Annotated in this window: 19 protein-coding genes; 1 reads left to right on the top strand and 18 read right to left on the bottom strand. The window is 52.7% G+C overall.

The genetic code is table 11. The annotated features are described in order from the left end of the window. Positions 1-5 precede the first annotated feature (5 nt). The 9 genes from ruvB to DFP95_RS08800 form a co-directional block, all read right to left on the bottom strand. Positions 6-1,016 (bottom strand): Holliday junction branch migration DNA helicase RuvB, encoded by a 1,011-nt coding sequence (ruvB, locus tag DFP95_RS08840; RefSeq protein WP_115992220.1) that lies wholly within the window; start codon positions 1,014-1,016, stop codon positions 6-8. A gap of 27 nt (positions 1,017-1,043) precedes the next feature. Then, positions 1,044-1,664 (bottom strand): Holliday junction branch migration protein RuvA, encoded by a 621-nt coding sequence (gene ruvA / locus DFP95_RS08835; RefSeq protein WP_115992219.1) that lies wholly within the window; start codon positions 1,662-1,664, stop codon positions 1,044-1,046. Next, complete coding sequence (gene ruvC / locus DFP95_RS08830; protein WP_115992218.1) at positions 1,664-2,164, bottom strand: crossover junction endodeoxyribonuclease RuvC; 501 nt, start codon at positions 2,162-2,164, stop codon at positions 1,664-1,666. The genes ruvA and ruvC overlap by 1 nt, the downstream gene beginning before the upstream one ends. 205 nt (positions 2,165-2,369) lie before the next feature. Next, on the bottom strand, positions 2,370-3,071 hold the full coding sequence (locus DFP95_RS08825) for a BofC C-terminal domain-containing protein (protein ID WP_115992217.1): 702 nt from the start codon (positions 3,069-3,071) through the stop codon (positions 2,370-2,372). A 65-nt stretch (positions 3,072-3,136) separates the two neighbouring features. Continuing rightward, complete coding sequence (locus tag DFP95_RS08820; RefSeq protein WP_115992216.1) at positions 3,137-4,612, bottom strand: LysM peptidoglycan-binding domain-containing protein; 1,476 nt, start codon at positions 4,610-4,612, stop codon at positions 3,137-3,139. 170 nt (positions 4,613-4,782) lie between these two features. Further along, entirely contained in the window at positions 4,783-5,661 is an 879-nt protein-coding gene (gene pheA / locus DFP95_RS08815) for a prephenate dehydratase (RefSeq protein ID WP_115992215.1), read from the bottom strand. After that, positions 5,658-6,677 carry a homoserine kinase gene (thrB, locus tag DFP95_RS08810; RefSeq protein WP_245987478.1) on the bottom strand — a complete coding sequence of 340 codons (1,020 nt, stop codon included), beginning with the start codon at positions 6,675-6,677 and terminating at the stop codon, positions 5,658-5,660. Before thrB ends, pheA begins: the two co-directional genes overlap by 4 nt. 45 nt (positions 6,678-6,722) lie before the next feature. Then, on the bottom strand, positions 6,723-8,009 hold the full coding sequence (locus tag DFP95_RS08805; protein WP_115992214.1) for a homoserine dehydrogenase: 1,287 nt from the start codon (positions 8,007-8,009) through the stop codon (positions 6,723-6,725). A gap of 54 nt (positions 8,010-8,063) precedes the next feature. After that, entirely contained in the window at positions 8,064-8,501 is a 438-nt protein-coding gene (locus tag DFP95_RS08800) for an ACT domain-containing protein (protein WP_115992213.1), read from the bottom strand. A gap of 297 nt (positions 8,502-8,798) precedes the next feature. Between DFP95_RS08800 and DFP95_RS08795 the strand changes: the two genes are divergently transcribed. Then, on the top strand, positions 8,799-9,740 hold the full coding sequence (locus DFP95_RS08795; RefSeq protein ID WP_115992212.1) for an HD-GYP domain-containing protein: 942 nt from the start codon (positions 8,799-8,801) through the stop codon (positions 9,738-9,740). 110 nt (positions 9,741-9,850) lie between these two features. On the opposite strand, the gene obgE is transcribed toward DFP95_RS08795, so the two are convergent. From obgE to DFP95_RS08750, 9 genes are all read right to left on the bottom strand, one after another. Continuing rightward, positions 9,851-11,188, bottom strand: a complete 1,338-nt coding sequence (obgE, locus tag DFP95_RS08790) for a GTPase ObgE (RefSeq protein WP_115992211.1) — start codon at positions 11,186-11,188, stop codon at positions 9,851-9,853. A 15-nt stretch (positions 11,189-11,203) separates the two neighbouring features. Continuing rightward, positions 11,204-11,962, bottom strand: a complete 759-nt coding sequence (locus DFP95_RS08785; RefSeq protein WP_181907326.1) for a Spo0B domain-containing protein — start codon at positions 11,960-11,962, stop codon at positions 11,204-11,206. 161 nt (positions 11,963-12,123) lie between these two features. Then, positions 12,124-12,435, bottom strand: coding sequence for a 50S ribosomal protein L27 (gene rpmA / locus DFP95_RS08780; RefSeq protein WP_115992209.1), 312 nt, complete (start codon positions 12,433-12,435; stop codon positions 12,124-12,126). A 4-nt stretch (positions 12,436-12,439) separates the two neighbouring features. Then, a complete protein-coding gene (locus DFP95_RS08775; protein ID WP_115992208.1) occupies positions 12,440-12,784 on the bottom strand; it encodes a ribosomal-processing cysteine protease Prp in 345 nt (114 codons plus the stop codon). Positions 12,785-12,798: 14 nt separating this feature from the next. After that, positions 12,799-13,110, bottom strand: coding sequence for a 50S ribosomal protein L21 (gene rplU / locus DFP95_RS08770; protein ID WP_115992207.1), 312 nt, complete (start codon positions 13,108-13,110; stop codon positions 12,799-12,801). Between the two features lie 187 nt (positions 13,111-13,297). Continuing rightward, entirely contained in the window at positions 13,298-14,533 is a 1,236-nt protein-coding gene (locus DFP95_RS08765) for an Rne/Rng family ribonuclease (RefSeq protein ID WP_115992206.1), read from the bottom strand. A gap of 32 nt (positions 14,534-14,565) precedes the next feature. Beyond that, positions 14,566-15,441 (bottom strand): M50 family metallopeptidase, encoded by an 876-nt coding sequence (locus DFP95_RS08760; protein WP_115992205.1) that lies wholly within the window; start codon positions 15,439-15,441, stop codon positions 14,566-14,568. Beyond that, on the bottom strand, positions 15,434-16,405 hold the full coding sequence (locus DFP95_RS08755) for a M23 family metallopeptidase (protein WP_115992204.1): 972 nt from the start codon (positions 16,403-16,405) through the stop codon (positions 15,434-15,436). The genes DFP95_RS08760 and DFP95_RS08755 overlap by 8 nt, the downstream gene beginning before the upstream one ends. Before the next feature lie 170 nt (positions 16,406-16,575). Then, complete coding sequence (locus DFP95_RS08750; protein WP_115992203.1) at positions 16,576-17,721, bottom strand: FtsW/RodA/SpoVE family cell cycle protein; 1,146 nt, start codon at positions 17,719-17,721, stop codon at positions 16,576-16,578. Between the last annotated feature and the right edge of the window lies 1 nt (position 17,722).

Raw genomic sequence — 17,722 nt, 5'->3', positions numbered from 1 at the left:
GGTGTTCAACTTTTGATCTCGGGAACGGGCAAACCTAAGTGGCGATAAGCGGAAGCCGTCACGATTCTGCCGCGCGGCGTCCTCTGCAAGAATCCGATCTGCATCAAATACGGTTCATAAACATCTTCTATCGTCTGGCTTTCTTCCCCGATAGAAGCCGCGATCGTATCGAGCCCTACCGGCCTCCCGCCATAGTTCTGAATCATCGAACGCAGCATCTTGTGGTCGATGCTGTCTAGTCCCATCGGGTCGACCTGAATTCTCTCCAAAGCGTCGTGCGCAACGGCATCTGTAATAATACCGTCTCCCCTGACCTGCGCATGGTCGCGCACCCGCTTTAACAGACGATTCGCGATCCGGGGCGTGCCCCGTGCTCGTCTCGCGATTTCCCTTGAAGCTTCTCCGACCATTCCAACGCCGAATATTTCCGAGGTACGCGTAACGATGAACGATAATTCGTCCTCCGTATAGAACTCCAACCTGCTTACGACGCCGAATCGATCTCGCAAAGGAGCGGATAATAACCCCGCACGAGTCGTAGCGCCTATCAACGTGAATTTCGGTAAATCCAGTCGTACGGAACGCGCGCTTGGCCCTTTGCCGATAATAAAGTCGAGGGCGAAATCTTCCATTGCCGGATAGAGAACTTCTTCTACCGTCCGGTGCAGCCTATGAATCTCGTCAATGAACAATACGTCGTTCTCCTGCAAATTGGTCAGAATCGCAGCCAAATCTCCCGGCCGTTCGATGGCCGGGCCGCTCGTCGTGCGAATGTTGACGCCAAGCTCGTTCGCTATGATATTCGACAGCGTCGTTTTACCCAATCCGGGCGGACCGTACAGAAGAACGTGATCCAACGGCTCGCACCTCATCTTGGCCGCTTCTATGTATATCTTCAAATTATCCTTCACTTGCGCTTGGCCGATATATTCTGCCAAGTAGCGCGGGCGAAGGCTGTATTCTACTGCTTGGTCTTCCATCATGAGATGCGCGGTGACGACTCGTTCGTCTTCCATCGTTCCGGCCTCCTCTCCCCTTGCTCGTTATCCTTGGAACAATTGTTGCAGCGCCTTCTTGATCAAGACGTCGGGAGACTCTTCTCCGGTTACTTGGTCTTTCATCGTAAGCCATGCCTTGTCCAATTCGGCGTCCCGATATCCGAGACCCGACAAAGCTTCGCGTGCCGCGGCCCACGCCGAGCTGCCATCCGAAGCCGCCGCGGGGATATCCAACTCGATCATCGAAGCGACGGCCCATCGGCTGTCGATCGCGCCGAGCTTGTCCTTCAGGTCGAGGATCATCCGTTGAGCCGTTTTCCTGCCGATCCCCGGCAGCTTCGTCAAGAACGTTATGTTCTCTTGCTGGATAGCGGCTACGACGGCTTCGGGTCGACCTCCGGCCAGTACGCCCAACGCAACCTTCGGGCCGATTCCCGATACTTCAAGCAATCTGCGGAATAGCGCCTGTTCATCCCGGGTCGTAAACCCGAACAAATGAATGGCATCCTCGCGAACGTGATGGTAAATATACAACTGAATAGAATCCTCCGTACGGGATAAACCGTAAGGATTCGGCGTAAATACCCGATAGCCTACGTCGTGAACGTCCAGTATAACGTACTCGCTTTCCAGGTGGGCTACTTTTCCTCTTAAAAAATCTATCATTAGCGCATCGCTCCGTTCATTCTATCGTTAAGTACGATGGAGTGGGCGTGGCAGATCGCGACCGCGAGCGCATCGGCTACATCGTCGGGCTTAGGGATAACGGATAGTTTAAGCAGCATCTTGACCATTTCCTGAACCTGCCTCTTCTCGGCCGCGCCATAGCCTACGACGGCTTGCTTTACCTGCATCGGCGTATATTCCGCGATCGGAACCCCCCGTTGGGCAACTGCCAGCATGAACACTCCGCGGGCTTGGCCTACGCTGAACGCGTTCGTTACGTTCTTGTTGAAAAATAGCTTCTCTACTCCGACCGTGTCAGGTTTATATTGATCTAGCAACCCGCAGGCGGAATCATAGATTTGCTTCAACCGGATTTCCTGAGGCGTTCCGGCAGCCGTTTCGATACACCCGTACTGGACGGGAGTCAGCTTGTGCCCCGCCTTGTCGATAAACCCGAATCCCATAATGGCTATGCCAGGGTCGATTCCCAAAACTCTCATGAATGCGATCCCCCGCTTCTCTCGTAAGCATAATACGTTTAATTATATCAAATGTTATCCCCAATGAGAACGGAAGGAGAACACAATTAAGAAGCAAATCAATTAAACACGACTATTAGCCTAAACTTATCCTTACCGAAATGCAAAGAGAGCTGTCCGAAAGGTCTTCTTACGACCTAAAGGACAGCTCTTCGGCGATACAGTATCATGGCTGCGGCTGAGGCACAGCCTGAGTGCGCAGAGTGGCGAATTCGTTGAAAGTCGATAACACGCTATTATATTCGTCTTTATCGGATACGCGTATGCCTTCTGCCAATTCTCTCACGCGCTCATCGGCTAACCGTGACTCCAGCATTTCCACGTCGAGCTGAAAGAAAGTCCGGATCACCTTCTCCTGCCACGGAGGCCCTTCGAACAAAGAAAGATTCCCATCCCCGTCCATTCCGATGTAGGCGGTTTTACGGCACTTCGGAGAAAGGTCGTCCACCGATTCTTCCATCGTTAGACGTCCGGAAGATTCGAATCGCGCACCCCAGTCGCGGTGCGACTTCAGGATGTCCGAAACCTCCGAGCTGCTTAGCCTCCCCAATTGACGTGTTTCTTCGCCGCACAGATAAGTACGGTGCAGAACGAGCTCGACTTGCCCCTGCCAGTCCTTCAGCGCTCTGAACGTCTTCTCGCGCGCCGAGTTGTCAGAGATAGTCTGCGGTTCATCCGTCCAGACGGAAGCGTATTCCGCCGGCAAGAACGTTTGGGACGGCCTCACGGCGACTACCCTGTACGCTATCCAAGTGCCTGCAAGCGACGCGGTCAGGAAAATAGCAATTCCCGCTCCGAGGGACCAGACATGACGGCGTTTCCTCTTTAAAGATTTCTTGATCTCCTTAAGTATGCGAAAGCGAGACACCGGAATCCCCTTCTCTGCTTTTTTCTTTATTGTTGCCAGAGAATTCCGGTGCTATGCGCTTTATTTTACCATTTGATCCATGGAAGACTTTCCTTGCGTATGGGCTTAGGTTGCCTGACGGCGCCGGCTCGCGGTTTAGGTTTCGCCTGCCGCTTCTTGACGGTTGAAGTCTTAACCTCAAGCTCCTGCTCGCCGCCGGAATCGAAGCGCTCATCCTGTCCTTCTTCTCTCATCGGCCCTAGCGGAGGCATTGGCGGAATGGCGGGAATCGATCCGTAATAAGGCTCGCTGTATGGACCGGCTCCGATCCCCGGCATTCCGGCGGTCGCTGGATTCGTGCCGAACGGCACATCACCCATCGGCATGCCGTAATAACCTCCGGGCTGAGTGCTTGGATAGCTTCCGAACGGACTAACCGCTTGAGGCATGTTGCCGTAGGATGCGGTCGAATACGGAGATATTCCATAAGGAGCCGCCGCGGTCGGATTATTCATACCCGGGTACGCATCCCCGTATTGGAATGCACTCGCGTTCGCCGTTTGAGTCGGCCACGCATTGGGTCCTCCGCAGGTTTTACAGCCGGAAACAGGCTTGCCGCTCGTCATGGCCGGAGACGTTACTACCGGAAACGTCTGGTTGGCTTGGTTAGCTTGGTTGGCATACGGACTATAAGAATAATCTTGATTCCCGTATAACCCGCCTAAGTTACCCGTAATATGTCCACCCAGCGGAGAGATTCCGGACTGAGGACCATAGCCGTATCCGTAATCCTGTTTCATAGTCTCCGGACTCACTTGGGGATGCTGCATGTTATGACCGTACCCGGATTCGTAATTGACGTATCCATACCCCGGATACATTTGCTCCGCTTTCGTCGCAGGCTGTTGCATTCCGTAATCGTAAGGCATGGACTTATTTGCTTGAACGGTTGCCTGCACGGACGGCATAGGATACTGCTTGAATAAGTCGGTATGCTCGTGAATCATTCCATAGCTCGGCTTCTCGGCGATCGGCATCTTTTCGGCTATCGGCATTATTGGCATAGGCGCAGGTGCAGGCATCGGAACTGGAATCGGGACTGGCACCGGAGCGGGAGGCTGCACGTTCGTCACGATCGGCGCGGGTAGAGGCTGCACGTTCGTGTCGGCTTTAGCGCCGGTGTTCTTCTTCCCGTGTCCCGGATTTCCGTGCATCGAGGCCGGAGTATCCGAGCCGTTAGGCGACTTCGGAATGTTGACCACTTCGCCCGTTAACAGAGCGTTTGGATTTTTGAGCTGCGGATTCGCCTTGATCATATCCGCAAGCTGTATCCCCCAAGCCTTGGATAATTTCCACAGGCTATCTCCTTGCTGCACGATATGGTGGTGGATGACCTCGATCGTCGATTTAGGCGGCGAAGGAATCTTCACCTTCATGCCCACTTCAATGGCATCCGGGTTACTGATCTCCGGATTTGCCTTGATGATTTCTTCAAGCGATACGTTGTACTTTTTGGCGATCAAATACAGCGAATCCCCTTGCTTAACCATATGAATTTTCACGCCGTTCCCTCCTGATGGATTGACATAGCTCACGAGCGGGCGAATGCCCTCGCGCAATCTTTACATCCTATGCAGGAACTGGGCGTTTGACATCCTTATATCATAAAAATCCGACAGCAGTGGGGCCTGTCGGATTTCTATGATCGAGGCTATGATTCGGATACGATAGCTTATAAAGCCGTGAAAGGTAAGCTGGGATACGATCCCAGCAGGCGGACCTGGCAACCGATCGCTTCGATTTCGGAGATCGCCGACGGAAGCAATACCGTATCCAGGGACAGCTCGATATCGATATAAAAATAGTAGTTGCCCAGTTTTTTCTTAGTCGGCCTGGACTCGATCTTGGATAAGTTGATGCGCCGCCATGCGAACGCGGAGAGAACCTGGTGAAGAGCACCCGGATAATCCTCGGGGAGAGTAATCAGAATGCTTGTCTTCTGCAGAGGCGCTTCCTTATTCTCGTAAGGCGTGTTCCCGACGAGCAGGAACCGCGTAAAATTGTTGTCGTGATCCGTAACGCCGGCTTCCAGAACGTCTAATTCCAATTCCTTAGCGGCTAATCTCGTACCGAACGCAGCCCACCCCTTGCCTGGGTTGTTCCGAACCATCTGCACAGCCTCGGCCGTGCTGTTCAGCGTCTCCAATTCCGCATGGGGAAGCTTGGACCGCACGAATTGCAAACACTGCGCCATAGCAACGGGATGGCTCATGATCTTCGTGATTTTATGCGGATCCCATTGCCCGTCTTCTCCGGCTAATTCGTTAGCCGATCCGATTAAGTTCTGTACCGAAGGGAACACCCACTCGGCCCTGATCGGCAAGTCCACTTCATGAACGAGCCAATCGATGTGCAGGCTGACGGAACCGTCGATCGTATTCTCGATCGGAATGACGCTCCAATCCGTGTGACCTTTGGCCGTCGATTGGAATACGTCGGCAATCATCTTGCAATAGACGAAATCCACGTCCTGGTCGCGAAACATGTACCGCACAGCTTCGTCGGACACCGTCCCTTGGGGCAATAAAGCTACGGATTTACGATCGCTCATGCGCCCACCTCCACTTCCGCCTTAGTCAATAGTTGGCGATGCTCTAAGTTGTACTCGGGATCGTTCCCGTTAATTAACCGAACCGTCGGTCCGTGCAAGCAAGGCTCCAGCCAGCGCGTCGTTACGTCGATACCTTCTTTGGCCATAACGGACCGCACGAACTCGACAAGCTGCCCATCGTCCGAATTCTCGCTCCTGACTAGCAGAAGCAATGTCGGTCCAGCGCCAGATAACACGGCGCCTAATGCGCCATGCTCAGTCGCCTCCCGAAGAATCCGATCCATACCGGGTATCAGCGGTGCGCGGTACGGTTGATGCAGACGGTCTCTCATGGCGTGACTTAGCAGATCCAGCCTGCCCATCGCAAGCGCAGCCGTTAGCAAAGAACTGTGAGTCACGTTAAACACGGCATCCTTCATGGAGATTTGCTCCGGCAGGACGTTGCGCGCTTTTGTCGTGGATAACTCGAATTCCGGAATGGCCACGAGAACATTCATGCCGGAAGGCGGCTCGATGCGAACGTATTCCGCTCTCGATCCATCCCATGCCGCCACGACGATTCCCCCGAACAGCGATGCTCCGACGTTGTCGGGATGCTTCTCGATAGCCGTAGCCATCTGAAAGAGTTCGTCATTCGTCAGAGCATAACCCGTCAAGGCGTTCGCCGCGACCAACGCTCCAACGATCGCTGTCGCACTGCTTCCGAGCCCTCGAGTCAACGGAATGTCGCTACGTATGCCGATGTCGAGTTCCGGCATCTCGATACCGGCTCTAGCGAATACGGACTGGGCTATGATATAGACCAAATTCGTTTTGTCTTCGGATACGCCTTGCAGGTTATCTCCTACCAAAGTGATCGTCGTGGCAACCGACGGCGACATGCTGATCCAGGCGAACAATGACAACGCCATGCCGAGAGAATCGAATCCCGGTCCCAGATTAGCCGAACTGGCAGGTACTTTGACGACGACGCGCCTTTTCGCCTCTTGACGAGTTGTTTCCATTTCATAACGCATAACAAGGCTCCTTTAATCCTTTAGTCACTCCGTCAGAAGGAATAATCAGCCTTCCACGCGATATACGCTTTTGATTTTCCGAACCGCCGCCAACCCTTCGAAAGCCCCGAGCACTTTATTCATGGACGCCTTGCTCGCTTCGTGGGTGATGATGATGATTTCCGTGCTCATCTTGTTCGGAGCGGACGGCTGCATGACCGACTCGATGCTGACGTCGCAATCCGAGAACACCTGAGCGATTTGCGCGAGCACGCCCGCGCGATCCTCCACGTGCAATAATAAGAAAAATTTCGAGGCGATTTGCTCGTCCGTTTTTAACTTCATGACATTATAGGAAAGCTGCGCTTGCCGTCCGTTAACGCCCAGCTTCATGTTCTTAACGACCGCGACCAAGTCTGCGACGATCGACGTAGCCGTCGGCAGTTCTCCCGCCCCCGCTCCGTAGAACATCGTTTCTCCGACCGCTTCGCCATGCACGTAAACCGCATTGAACACGCCGTTAACGGAGGCGATCGGATGGCTTTGCTTGATCATCGTCGGCTGCACGCTAACGCTGATGAAATCATCCTGGCGTTCGGCGATGCCGAGAAGCTTCACTTCGTAACCAAGCCGTTTGGCGTATTGGATATCTTCTTGCGTAACCGAGCTGATGCCCTTAGCGCTGACATCTTCAAGGGAAACATGCGATCTAAAGCCGAGCGTAGACAAAATCGTCATTTTGCGCGCCGCGTCCAATCCTTCCACGTCGGATGTCGGATCCCCTTCCGCATAGCCGAGATCCTGGGCTTCCTTGAGCACGTCGGCGTATGCCGCGCCTTCTTGGCTCATCTTAGTAAGGATATAGTTGGTCGTACCGTTGACGATTCCCATGATTTTCGTGATACGGTCGGAAGAGAATCCTTCAATTAAAGTACGGATGATCGGAATTCCGCCGGCCACGCTCGCTTCATAGTAAACATCGCAGCCCTTGTCGCGCGCCTTAGCCAGTATTTCTTGGCCGTGCAACGCCATCAAGTCTTTGTTCGCGGTTACGATGTGCTTACCGCGTTCCAAAGCTTCCAGAATATATTCCTTCGTTTGGCCGATGCCGCCCATCACTTCTATGATAACGTCGATATCCGGATTCCGCACGACTTCCCAAGGATCTTCCGTTAGTTTGGAAGCATCGACTTGAATGTTCCTTGCTTTGGCGCGATCCTTGACTAATATCTGCGCGATAACGATGGGTGAGCCTACCTGGTTGGTTAAATCCTCTTGATGGCCCTCCACGATTCTAACTACGCCCGTACCGACCGTACCCAAGCCAAGCAATCCTACTTTTATCGGTTTCATTATCGTTCCTCCGCTTTCGTCTGTCGACATCCTCGTAATTAACTTATTATAGGTTTAGCTACGTCCCACCACGATTGCCCGTTTGACTCCATCTAACGAACGCAGATTCTCCAGAAGCTCCGGCAAATCCGCGTTAATGCGCGAAGTTTCCATGGAAACGACGACGTTGGCCATTCCTTGAAGCGGAATGGATTGGGAGATCGTGAGCACGTTTCCTTCGCCGGCAGCTAACATGCCCAGTACTTTGGATAATACGCCGGATCGATGCTCCAAGTCCATCGACAAAGTCGCGATCGATTCGCGCGACGCTTCTTCGAGGGCGTAGACGCCGTCTTTGTATTTGTAGTATGCGCTGCGGCTTAATCCTACTCGCTCCGCGGCTTCATGTATCGTCGCCGCTTCGCCGCGCCGTAATAACTCCTTCGCTTGCTCCGTCTTGAGAATGCCTTCGGGCAGCAAATCCTCGCGGACGACATAATAACGTTCCGCCATCTTGCGTCCTCCCAGGAAAGACGATTGTATGTGTATAGTGGACATTATATCGAATCATGCGGCTAGCGGCAATAGGTAAGTGGTACTTGATAGAAATTTGTTAGTTTTATCTGTTATTCTGTATAAGTGATTGAAATTAGAACTGCATCATCCGCTAAAACATAGATTTAGGGATACAACGCCCCTAATTATTCCGAGAACGGAGGATTTCCAATCGAACCACATTCGAAAACAGCGAAATCCAAATGGGCCGGGCTGCGTTTAAGCCGCGATATCTTCAACGCTAGAGGAGTATTGGTGCTGCCTATTTTCCATCAATTAAAGGAAACAGACTTTAACAAACTTACCCTTCTAGGCATCGAATTGGAAGAAAGCGATATCGAGCCGCTTACTCAAGAGAAGAAAGCCTTGCAAGCTCTTGAGGAGTCGGTAGCGACCGTTCAACATATTTTCCAGGATATTCGCCATTCCGGACAAATTCCTATAATGGACATTCGTAACGAGATTATGCCGAGCATCGTACAATCCACCGAGCAGGTTCACGTATTTCCTTTGCTGATCTCGATGCAAGCCAAAGACGATTACACCTATCGCCATAATATCGCCGTCGGCGCGATTGCTTCCATGCTCGGCAGATGGGTAGGCTTGCCCGAGGACGAGCTATCGATCTTAACGATAGGAGCCATCCTGCACGACGTCGGCAAGATGCGCGTGCCGGAAGAAATTCTTAACAAATCCGACAAGCTAACGGAAGAAGAGTTCGAGATCATGAAGAAGCATACCGTTTTCGGTTACGAGATGGTCAAGAATTGCGCCGGGTTGTCGCACCGTTCGGCCTTGATTGCCCTTCAGCATCACGAGCGCGAGGATGGGACTGGATATCCTCTTCGTATACAAGGACCTCAAATCGATTATTTAAGCAAGATCGTTGCGATCTCCGACGTATTCCATGCCTTGACGAGCGATCGCGTCTATCGCGACGCTTCCCCTTTCTACGAAATCTTGAGGCAGATGTTTACCGGCTCGCTTGGCGTGTTCGATAGGCAAATCCTGCTCACCTTCACCCAACGGCTAATGAATGCTCTCGTAGGCAGCGAGGTCGAGCTGACGGACGGAACGATCGGCAAGGTCGTGCTGATCAATCCCATGGATCCGACTCGTCCGCTCATTCAATCGAACGAAACCTTCATCGATCTAAGTAAATATAACAATATGCATATGGAACGGATTCTCGGATGACATAACCGATTTAACGCGATATGTAACAGAAAGCGAGAACCTTCTTCTTCGATTCAAGCTCGAAGGAGATGCGTTCCCGCTTTTTCTTAATGGCTATCCAAGCGATTCTTTTACTCTTTATCGTACGTATAATCGTCCGATCCGCCTTCGAAGAACTCGAACTCGAATTTGCCGATGCGGATAAGATTGCCGTCTTTGGCGCCGCGCTTACGCAGCTCCGCGTCGATTCCGACTCCGCGCAATATCCGACCGAACCTCATGACCGCTTCGTAGGAATTGAACTGGGTTCTTCTCATTAATCTTTCGACGGCTTCGCTTTCGATAACGAAGGTTTCGTTGTCCTTCGATATCGTGAAGTCCATGTCGCCGGTCGATTCGTAACGATACACGACCCCTTCTTCCTTCTTGGCCAACTGCTCGATCTCTTCGATCTCCGAAGCCTCGGGCAACGAATCGAGTAGATCCGCCACGCGGTAGAGCAGCTCCTTGATGCCTTCTCTCGTAAGCGAGGATATCGGCATGATCAGAATATCCGGAGCGATCTCGCCCACCTTCTTGCGGAATTCAGCAAGATTCTCTTCCGATTCGGGCATATCCATCTTATTCGCCGCGACGATCTGCGGACGATCGGCCAGCTTGATGTTGTATAGCCTGAGCTCGTCGTTGATCTTGACCCAATCGTCGAACGGGTCGCGACCTTCCATGCCCGACATGTCGACGACGTGAACGATGATGCGCGTACGTTCGACGTGTCTAAGGAACTCGTGTCCTAGTCCGACGCCCGTATGCGCGCCTTCGATCAATCCCGGCAAATCGGCCATAACGAAATTACGCTCGTCGCCTAAGTCCACTACGCCCAAATTAGGCGTGATTGTCGTGAAGTGATAGGCGCCTATCTTCGGTTGCGCGCCGGACACGACCGACAGCAATGTCGACTTCCCGACGCTTGGGAATCCGACCAAACCGACGTCGGCCATCACCTTCAGCTCGAGGGTCACCCAACGGGCTTGACCTTCCTCGCCGTTCTCGGCGATCGCCGGAGCCGTATTCACGGAGCTCTTGAAGCGGATGTTGCCTCTCCCGCCGCGGCCGCCCTTGGCAATGATGACCTGCTGGCCATGTCGGGTCAAGTCGGCGATCTTCTCGCCCGTATCATCGTCTACGACGATCGTTCCCGGAGGCACGCGCACGATCATATGATCGGCATTGGCCCCGTGCTGCGACTTGTTGCGGCCTTTCTCGCCCCTCGTGGCCTTGAAGTGCTTCTGGTAACGGAAGTCCATCAACGTCCGCAAACCTTCATCCACGCGAAATACGACGTTGCCGCCGTTGCCGCCGTCGCCGCCGGCCGGGCCGCCCTCCGGCACGTACAATTCCCTGCGGAACGAAACGAGTCCGTCTCCGCCGTCTCCGCCCTTAACATAAATCTTAGCTTTGTCTACGAACATGTTGTATTCACTCCGTTATGCCGGCAGAGGGAAATGGATAACCATTTTCCGCGCTTGTCGCGAGTTCTCTGCAGGCTCGTCTCCCTGGTCTAATCGACCAATGCCTTCCAAACACTTTTCCAAATCCGCCGCAACGCTGTCGGAAGCGACCAGCTCGCCTTCGTAATTCAGTACGATCGTCAGTCGTCCCTCGGCTTCGGATAAGGATAATCCCAGTACGTTTTCGCCGCCGAGCGGATTAGAAGCACGAAAACGAATCACGTTCACAACCCCGATTATGGCCCTTGAGAGCTCCTCCGCCGAATAAGGAAGTCGATCCAGATGCAGGCCGTCTTGAATGTCCACGTCCAGCCGCATCGTGTCGCACACCGTACGGAAGGACAACAAGAAAGTAGCCAGCTCCGGGATTCCGATCTGCGATACCTTACTATCGTGATCCATTCTCGTTCTTATTCTATCCACTACCTCTACCGCTTTATCGAGCTTGTTCAAGCGAAGATAGCCGTACAAAATTTGCAGTTCGTTCATCCAGTCATGCCTATGATGGCTCAACGTGCGAATGCTCGATAGTTGTGAGTGCGTTAGTAATCTTTCGCAATGCTCCCTATGCTTGCGTCTTTCAATCGCTCCGAGAACAGCGCCGACCGCAAACGTCCAAATGACGAACACGATTAACGCCAACCAGGAACGATGCCATATGAATACGGCCGCAGCAGGGAGGATCAGCGATAACAAAGCCGCAAGTCCCCATAGTGTTATCTTCCTAAACATCATGTGACTTCCCCGTTTCGTCAGTCCTAGCCTTCCCATGCGGAAACCATGTCCGCCTAATTAGTATAACATGGCAATTAAAGCTTAACCATGCAGGCTTCCGATGCTCCGTTCACGCAAAACCCCCGACCAACTTCCATTGGCCGGGGGTTCTGGATGCCGTATTAAACTTCAAGAGCGGCAGCTACGGGAGCTTGCGCTACAGGATACACGCTAACTTTCTTGCGATCGCGTCCCCAACGTTCGAACTTAACTACGCCCGGTACTAGAGCGAAGAGCGTATCGTCTTTGCCGATGCCGACGTTGGTGCCCGGGTGAATCTTAGTGCCGCGTTGGCGGAACAAGATACTGCCGGCCGTTACGACTTGACCGTCAGCTCTCTTAGCGCCAAGACGCTTCGAGTGGCTATCCCGTCCGTTCCTCGTCGATCCAACCCCTTTTTTCGAGGCGAATAACTGAAGATTTAACTTCAACATGGTGTCAACCTCCTTTTTTCTCAAAGGTTTCTTTTATTTTCACGTACTTGCCGTAAGATTCCGCTATGGATTCGAGAGCGACGATCATTCCCTCCAGCAACAGCTGGACTTGATCGTTCCGCTTGGGATCTGCGCTATGCGGCGCTTCCGCCCTGAGCAAGCCGGATTCCGAAATCGCCCGAGGCTCTAACCCCGTTAATTTCTCGATCGCGTTGACCGCTCCGATGGTTACCGCCGATACGCCGGCGCAGACGATGTCTTTGCCCGGATCGTTGTAAAAAGCATGTCCCGAAACGGTAAAACGTATAATAGCCTTGTCGACGTTACGCACGATCGTTATCGTGATCATCTCGGCGGTCTCGCTTATGCCTTAATGTTCTCGATCGTCACTTTCGTGTACGGTTGACGATGGCCTTGCTTGCGCTTGTAGTTTTTCTTCGCTTTGTACTTGAAGACGATGATTTTCTCGCCTTTTACGTGTTGTTCGACTTTGCCCGTTACGGACGCGCCGGACACCATCGGGGATCCTGTTGTCAAGCTTCCGTCTTTGGAAACCGCCAACACACGGTCGAAAGTAATGCTCTCTCCCGCATCAGCCGATAGCTTCTCGATGAAGATTACATCGCCTGCTTGGACTTTGTATTGCTTACCGCCTGTTTCAATAATCGCGTACATCTGGTGCACCTCCTCATGTCTAAGACTCGCCTCATAGGGTGCCGGTTGCCGCAGCTTGTTACGGCCAGGACAGCTCCGGTCTTGTCGACCCGGTGGAGAGCGGTTGTAGCCTGCAAAATCTCGAGAGATTGCACGCACTAAGGGATTGTAACATATCCGGTATGTCTTTACAACATTTAATTATTCATCACCGAATATAGATCTTGCCTCTTCCTTTACAGGAAGCGCACGTTTCGTAAAAATAATTCATGGCGTTATCGCGCGCTTTCTTGCGGGTCATCTCCATGAGTCCAAGCCGGGTCCAGCCGACGATCTGGCATTTCGTGCGGTCTCGCTTCATTCTCGTCTCCAATTGCTGCACGATCTGTTGTCGGTGTTCTTCGGTTTCCATATCGATAAAATCAATGATAATAATTCCCCCGACATCCCTCAGGCGCAATAGGATCGCAACCTCGTGGGCCGCTTCCATATTCGTCCGGAACACCGTCTCCTCCAGATCGATGGAACCCGTGTATTTCCCCGTATTCACGTCGATGACCGTCAAAGCTTCCGTCTGCTCCCATACGAGATATCCGCCGCTCGGAAGCCAGATCCGAGGCTGCAGAGCCTTGTCCAGCTGCTCCTTGATGCCGAATTTATCGAATAAAGGCTTGGTTTCCGAGTAGAGTTGAACCTTGCCCACTAAAGCGGGCGCCGTATGTCGCAAATATTCGACGGCTTCTTGAAGGCTTGCCTCGTCGTCTATGATCAACTGCTCCGTGTCGGGAGTGATGACATCCCTGACCATCCGCTCGACGAGCCGGGAATCCCTATGAAGCTCGGCAGGCGCTTCCGATTGGCTGCTTCTTCGCAAGATGCTTTGCCACGACCTTCGCAACGCAAGGAGATCTTCTTGCAGCGCCGCTTGGCTTTCGCCCTCGGCGTTCGTTCGAAGAATGACGCCTTCCCCTTCTTGCCGGATAGCTTCGGCTAACGCCTTCAGTCTGCCGCGTTCGGATTCCTGCTCGATTTTCTTCGAGATTCCGATGTAGTCCGCCTCCGGCATGTAGACCAGCCATCTTCCGGGAATGGAGAAATGGGTCGTTACGCGGGCTCCCTTGCCGCCGAGCGGTTCTTTCATGATCTGCACGAGCAGCTCGTCGCCCGGCTTCAGAAGCTCGGAAATGATCGGTTTTTCCTTCGGTTGCTTGTCCAAATGAGGATGCAAGACGTCGTCTACGTATAGAAAAGCATTCTTCGATAAACCGATATCGACGAACGCGGCCTGCATTCCGGGAAGCACGTTTACGACACGCCCCTTATAAAGGTTGCCGATCAGTGATGTTCCTTCCATTCGTTCCACGCTAAATTCCGTTAGCCTTCCGTCTTCCAACAGTGCCGATTGGGTAACATTGTGCGAACAATGGATAAACAGCTGCTTCATGCAAACCTCCACGCGTTGCTATTTTCTCCATTCTACATGAAAAACTTATAATCCGCATTCCCGGATGTCAATTGTCCGAGGAATCCGTCGATTATCGTCTTCTCCGGGACTACTTTAGCGATTTTTCCCCTTTTCATCACGTAAACCAAATGATACTGTTCCTTCATGAACAGCTTTATAATCGAGGAAAGAGGAAGATTCTCCGTTATGACGATCGGCTGCGATAGCTTGCCCCGTTCGATCCGCTCCTCGGATCTTTCGCTGCGATGTACGAGGAACCTCAAGAAGACGAACGGAACGTTGCGAAAATAGGTCCAGTTCGACGCGCACAAAAAAACGCCCACCGTCAGAAGATTCAACTGCAATAGCCCGCCGCGCAAGAGCGGGTAGACAGATGCCGCCACCATTAACGCGCTGAAAGCCAGGCTTATTTTCACGCTCCACACTAATGTCCGGTGAAACGGAATCCTAAGGCTTATCCAAGCCTGCAGCATTCTCCCGCCGTCGAGCGGAAGCACGGGCAATAAATTAAAAAGGCCGATCAGGACGTTAGCGCGCACGAAATCGTCCGACCACCCTTGATCGATCCAGCCGACGTGACCCAAACCATAACCGATCGCGGCAAGAATCGCGTTCTGGACCGGCCCGGCAATCGCTACCCATACTTCCTCCCTTACCGGCAATGTTCCGGCTTCCTCCACTTCGACGACTCCTCCGAACGGCAGAAGCTTCACTTCCCTGACGGTCCATCCGAAGCGCAAGGCGGCGACCAAATGTCCGAGCTCATGCCACACGACGATAAAGAACAGCGTGATCAGCTCGGCGAATCGGCCTGTGGCAATCGAGGCAATCATCACAAGCACGAATAAAGGATGTAGCCGAAAAACGATTCCGCGCCATTTAATCAAAGGAAACCACTTCCGCGGGATTTAAAGCCTTGCCGTTCTGTTGGACCGCGAAATACAGCAGGACTTCCCTGTCGCTTTGCCCCAGGCCCTCCCCGTTCACGTATAAATGCCCTAACAGCTGCCCCGTTTCTACCCAATCGTTCGGCTTTACCGCGGATTTCTCCAAATTTCCGTACACCGTAAGAACGTCATTCTCGTGCTCGACCAGAACGGTCACTCCACCCTCGTCTTCGGTCACCTGCTGTACCCGTCCGGTGTATATCGCGTAAACCTCGCTTCCGCTAGGCGCCGCGACCTTGACTCCCGTCCCGTTCTGGGCAAAGCTTTGCACGAGGCTGCCCTTGACGGGCAAAGCCGTATTCGCCGGACTCAGCATGACGGATACTTCCTTCGTATCGGGCTCGTCCAGGTTAAACGGGAAAAAGGAAGGCGATCCCCCGAACGTATTTCCATACCATGCCTCTATCGCCTTGAAATCCATGTCCCGGGTGACCGAGGACGAAACCCAGTCGCGAGTTTCCGCGCTACCCGGCATCTCGAGCTTGAGCCAACCCCAAAAACCGGCAAAAGCAACAGACGCCATCGCAAGGCGTACCATAAAACCGCGTATCAGCTTATTCCAATCAAAGCCAGGCGAGCGAGGATCTATTCGCGCGGCCGACGTAGGAGGAATCCCTTTTAACCCCTGCCATCCCGGGGCTTGTCCGGATTTCAATCGTCTCTCGCGTTCCCTCCACCACTGCTCCGGGTCCGTCTCGGCAGGAGGGCGCTCCGATACGGCATCCAAGCGCGGAGCGGGCGACTGGGAGATATCCGGCAACGGAGCCTCCAAGCCCGGCTGTTTCAAGTTTGGCACTGCTTCTATCGGTTGCCGCGTTCTTTTCTCTTCTTCCGTCGCGTGCTGCCCTATGATCTGCTCGATACGCTCGCGTCTGCGTTCTCGAACGCTATCCCGCACTTCCATCGAAAGCCCTCCTTGTCCATTTCTCTTATTACTTTATGGCGGATGCAAGGAGAATAGACTATGCGGATATCCGACTTAATCGCTAGTTAACGCAGGCCGATCATGCGGTTTAAAACAGCAAGAGCAGGCGAATTCGCCTGCCCTTGTAACCCCGTTTATTGTCCGCGACGTCAAGAATCCATCTGATACTTTTCCTGATGAGCGCGAATGCTGAAAATCAAGCCTATCGACATCATGTTCAGCAACAGGGACGTTCCGCCGTAGCTGATGAAAGGCAAGGTAATGCCCGTAATCGGCATAATCCCTATCATCATGCCGATGTTCTCGAAGATTTGGAACACCATCATGGAGGCTATTCCGATTATAATAAACGAACCCCGCAAGTCGTAACACTGATATGCGATCAGGATCATCCTGTAGATAAAAAGGAAATACAGCAACAGAAGCACCGCCGCGCCTTGAAATCCGAATTCCTCGCCGATGACGACGAAGATGGAGTCGGAATAGGTGTAAGGGATGAATTTACGGTTTTTCGAGTCCCCTTGCAAATAACCGTCTCCGGCAAGCCCTCCGGAACCGATCGCTATCTTGGCGTTTTCCGACTGGCGCCGATCGTCTTCGGACGCTTCCGTGGGATGAATGTACGTATTGATCCGCTCGTACCAATGAACCTTTTCATGCTCTTTCAAGTAATCGTGGATTTCCGTGTTGTACGTATTAAACAGAGTTACGAACAGCAACAATCCGCCTACGACCGTCGCTAGTCCGATCATGACGTACGTATAACGGACATTACCGATCCATAACATGCCCAGCACGATGAAGATGTAAATAATCGCGTTTCCGAGATCGGGCTGGATCATGACCAATATAAACGGAACAAAGGCTACGAAGCCTACGACCATAACATCGCTGCGCAGTCTTAGCGGATCGCCCTGCCTTCTTCCCAAGATCGCGGCTATGGCGATGATGAGAAACAGCTTCATCATCTCGGCCGGTTGGAAGGAGAACAGCCCTAGATTAAACCAGCTGCGCGCTCCGTTCGTCTCTCCTGCCAGGAAGTAAACCATAATCAGGAGGATCGCTCCGATGGCATACCATACGTACCAAACCTTCAGGATAAGACGGTAATCCACTAAAGTCGCCAGAATGACGACGGCGAAGCCAATCCCATAGAATATCAAGGTTTTTACATCGTAATTCGAATACGAAGAATTATTATACGTCGCGCTGCGGACGAGGATAGTGCTTAATCCCATGAACAACATGAGAATGATGAGCATCATCCAGTCCATCTTCTTAAATCGGTTCAACAAC

This window comes from Cohnella lupini (genome assembly GCF_003386205.1).
Lineage (GTDB): Bacteria > Bacillota > Bacilli > Paenibacillales > Paenibacillaceae > Cohnella > Cohnella lupini.
Note: the sequence above shows the minus strand (reverse complement) of the source record. Positions and strands in the feature narration are given on the sequence as shown.

Coding starts and splice junctions, on each gene's coding strand:
- ruvB (WP_115992220.1), bottom strand. CDS start 1,016: ATGGAAGACGAACGAGTCGTCACCGCGCATCTCATGATGGAAGACCAA.
- ruvA (WP_115992219.1), bottom strand. CDS start 1,664: ATGATAGATTTTTTAAGAGGAAAAGTAGCCCACCTGGAAAGCGAGTAC.
- ruvC (WP_115992218.1), bottom strand. CDS start 2,164: ATGAGAGTTTTGGGAATCGACCCTGGCATAGCCATTATGGGATTCGGG.
- pheA (WP_115992215.1), bottom strand. CDS start 5,661: ATGAGCGATCGTAAATCCGTAGCTTTATTGCCCCAAGGGACGGTGTCC.
- thrB (WP_245987478.1), bottom strand. CDS start 6,677: ATGCGTTATGAAATGGAAACAACTCGTCAAGAGGCGAAAAGGCGCGTC.
- DFP95_RS08805 (WP_115992214.1), bottom strand. CDS start 8,009: ATGAAACCGATAAAAGTAGGATTGCTTGGCTTGGGTACGGTCGGTACG.
- DFP95_RS08800 (WP_115992213.1), bottom strand. CDS start 8,501: ATGGCGGAACGTTATTATGTCGTCCGCGAGGATTTGCTGCCCGAAGGC.
- obgE (WP_115992211.1), bottom strand. CDS start 11,188: ATGTTCGTAGACAAAGCTAAGATTTATGTTAAGGGCGGAGACGGCGGA.
- DFP95_RS08785 (WP_181907326.1), bottom strand. CDS start 11,962: ATGATGTTTAGGAAGATAACACTATGGGGACTTGCGGCTTTGTTATCG.
- rpmA (WP_115992209.1), bottom strand. CDS start 12,435: ATGTTGAAGTTAAATCTTCAGTTATTCGCCTCGAAAAAAGGGGTTGGA.
- DFP95_RS08775 (WP_115992208.1), bottom strand. CDS start 12,784: ATGATCACGATAACGATCGTGCGTAACGTCGACAAGGCTATTATACGT.
- rplU (WP_115992207.1), bottom strand. CDS start 13,110: ATGTACGCGATTATTGAAACAGGCGGTAAGCAATACAAAGTCCAAGCA.
- DFP95_RS08765 (WP_115992206.1), bottom strand. CDS start 14,533: ATGAAGCAGCTGTTTATCCATTGTTCGCACAATGTTACCCAATCGGCA.
- DFP95_RS08755 (WP_115992204.1), bottom strand. CDS start 16,405: ATGGAAGTGCGGGATAGCGTTCGAGAACGCAGACGCGAGCGTATCGAG.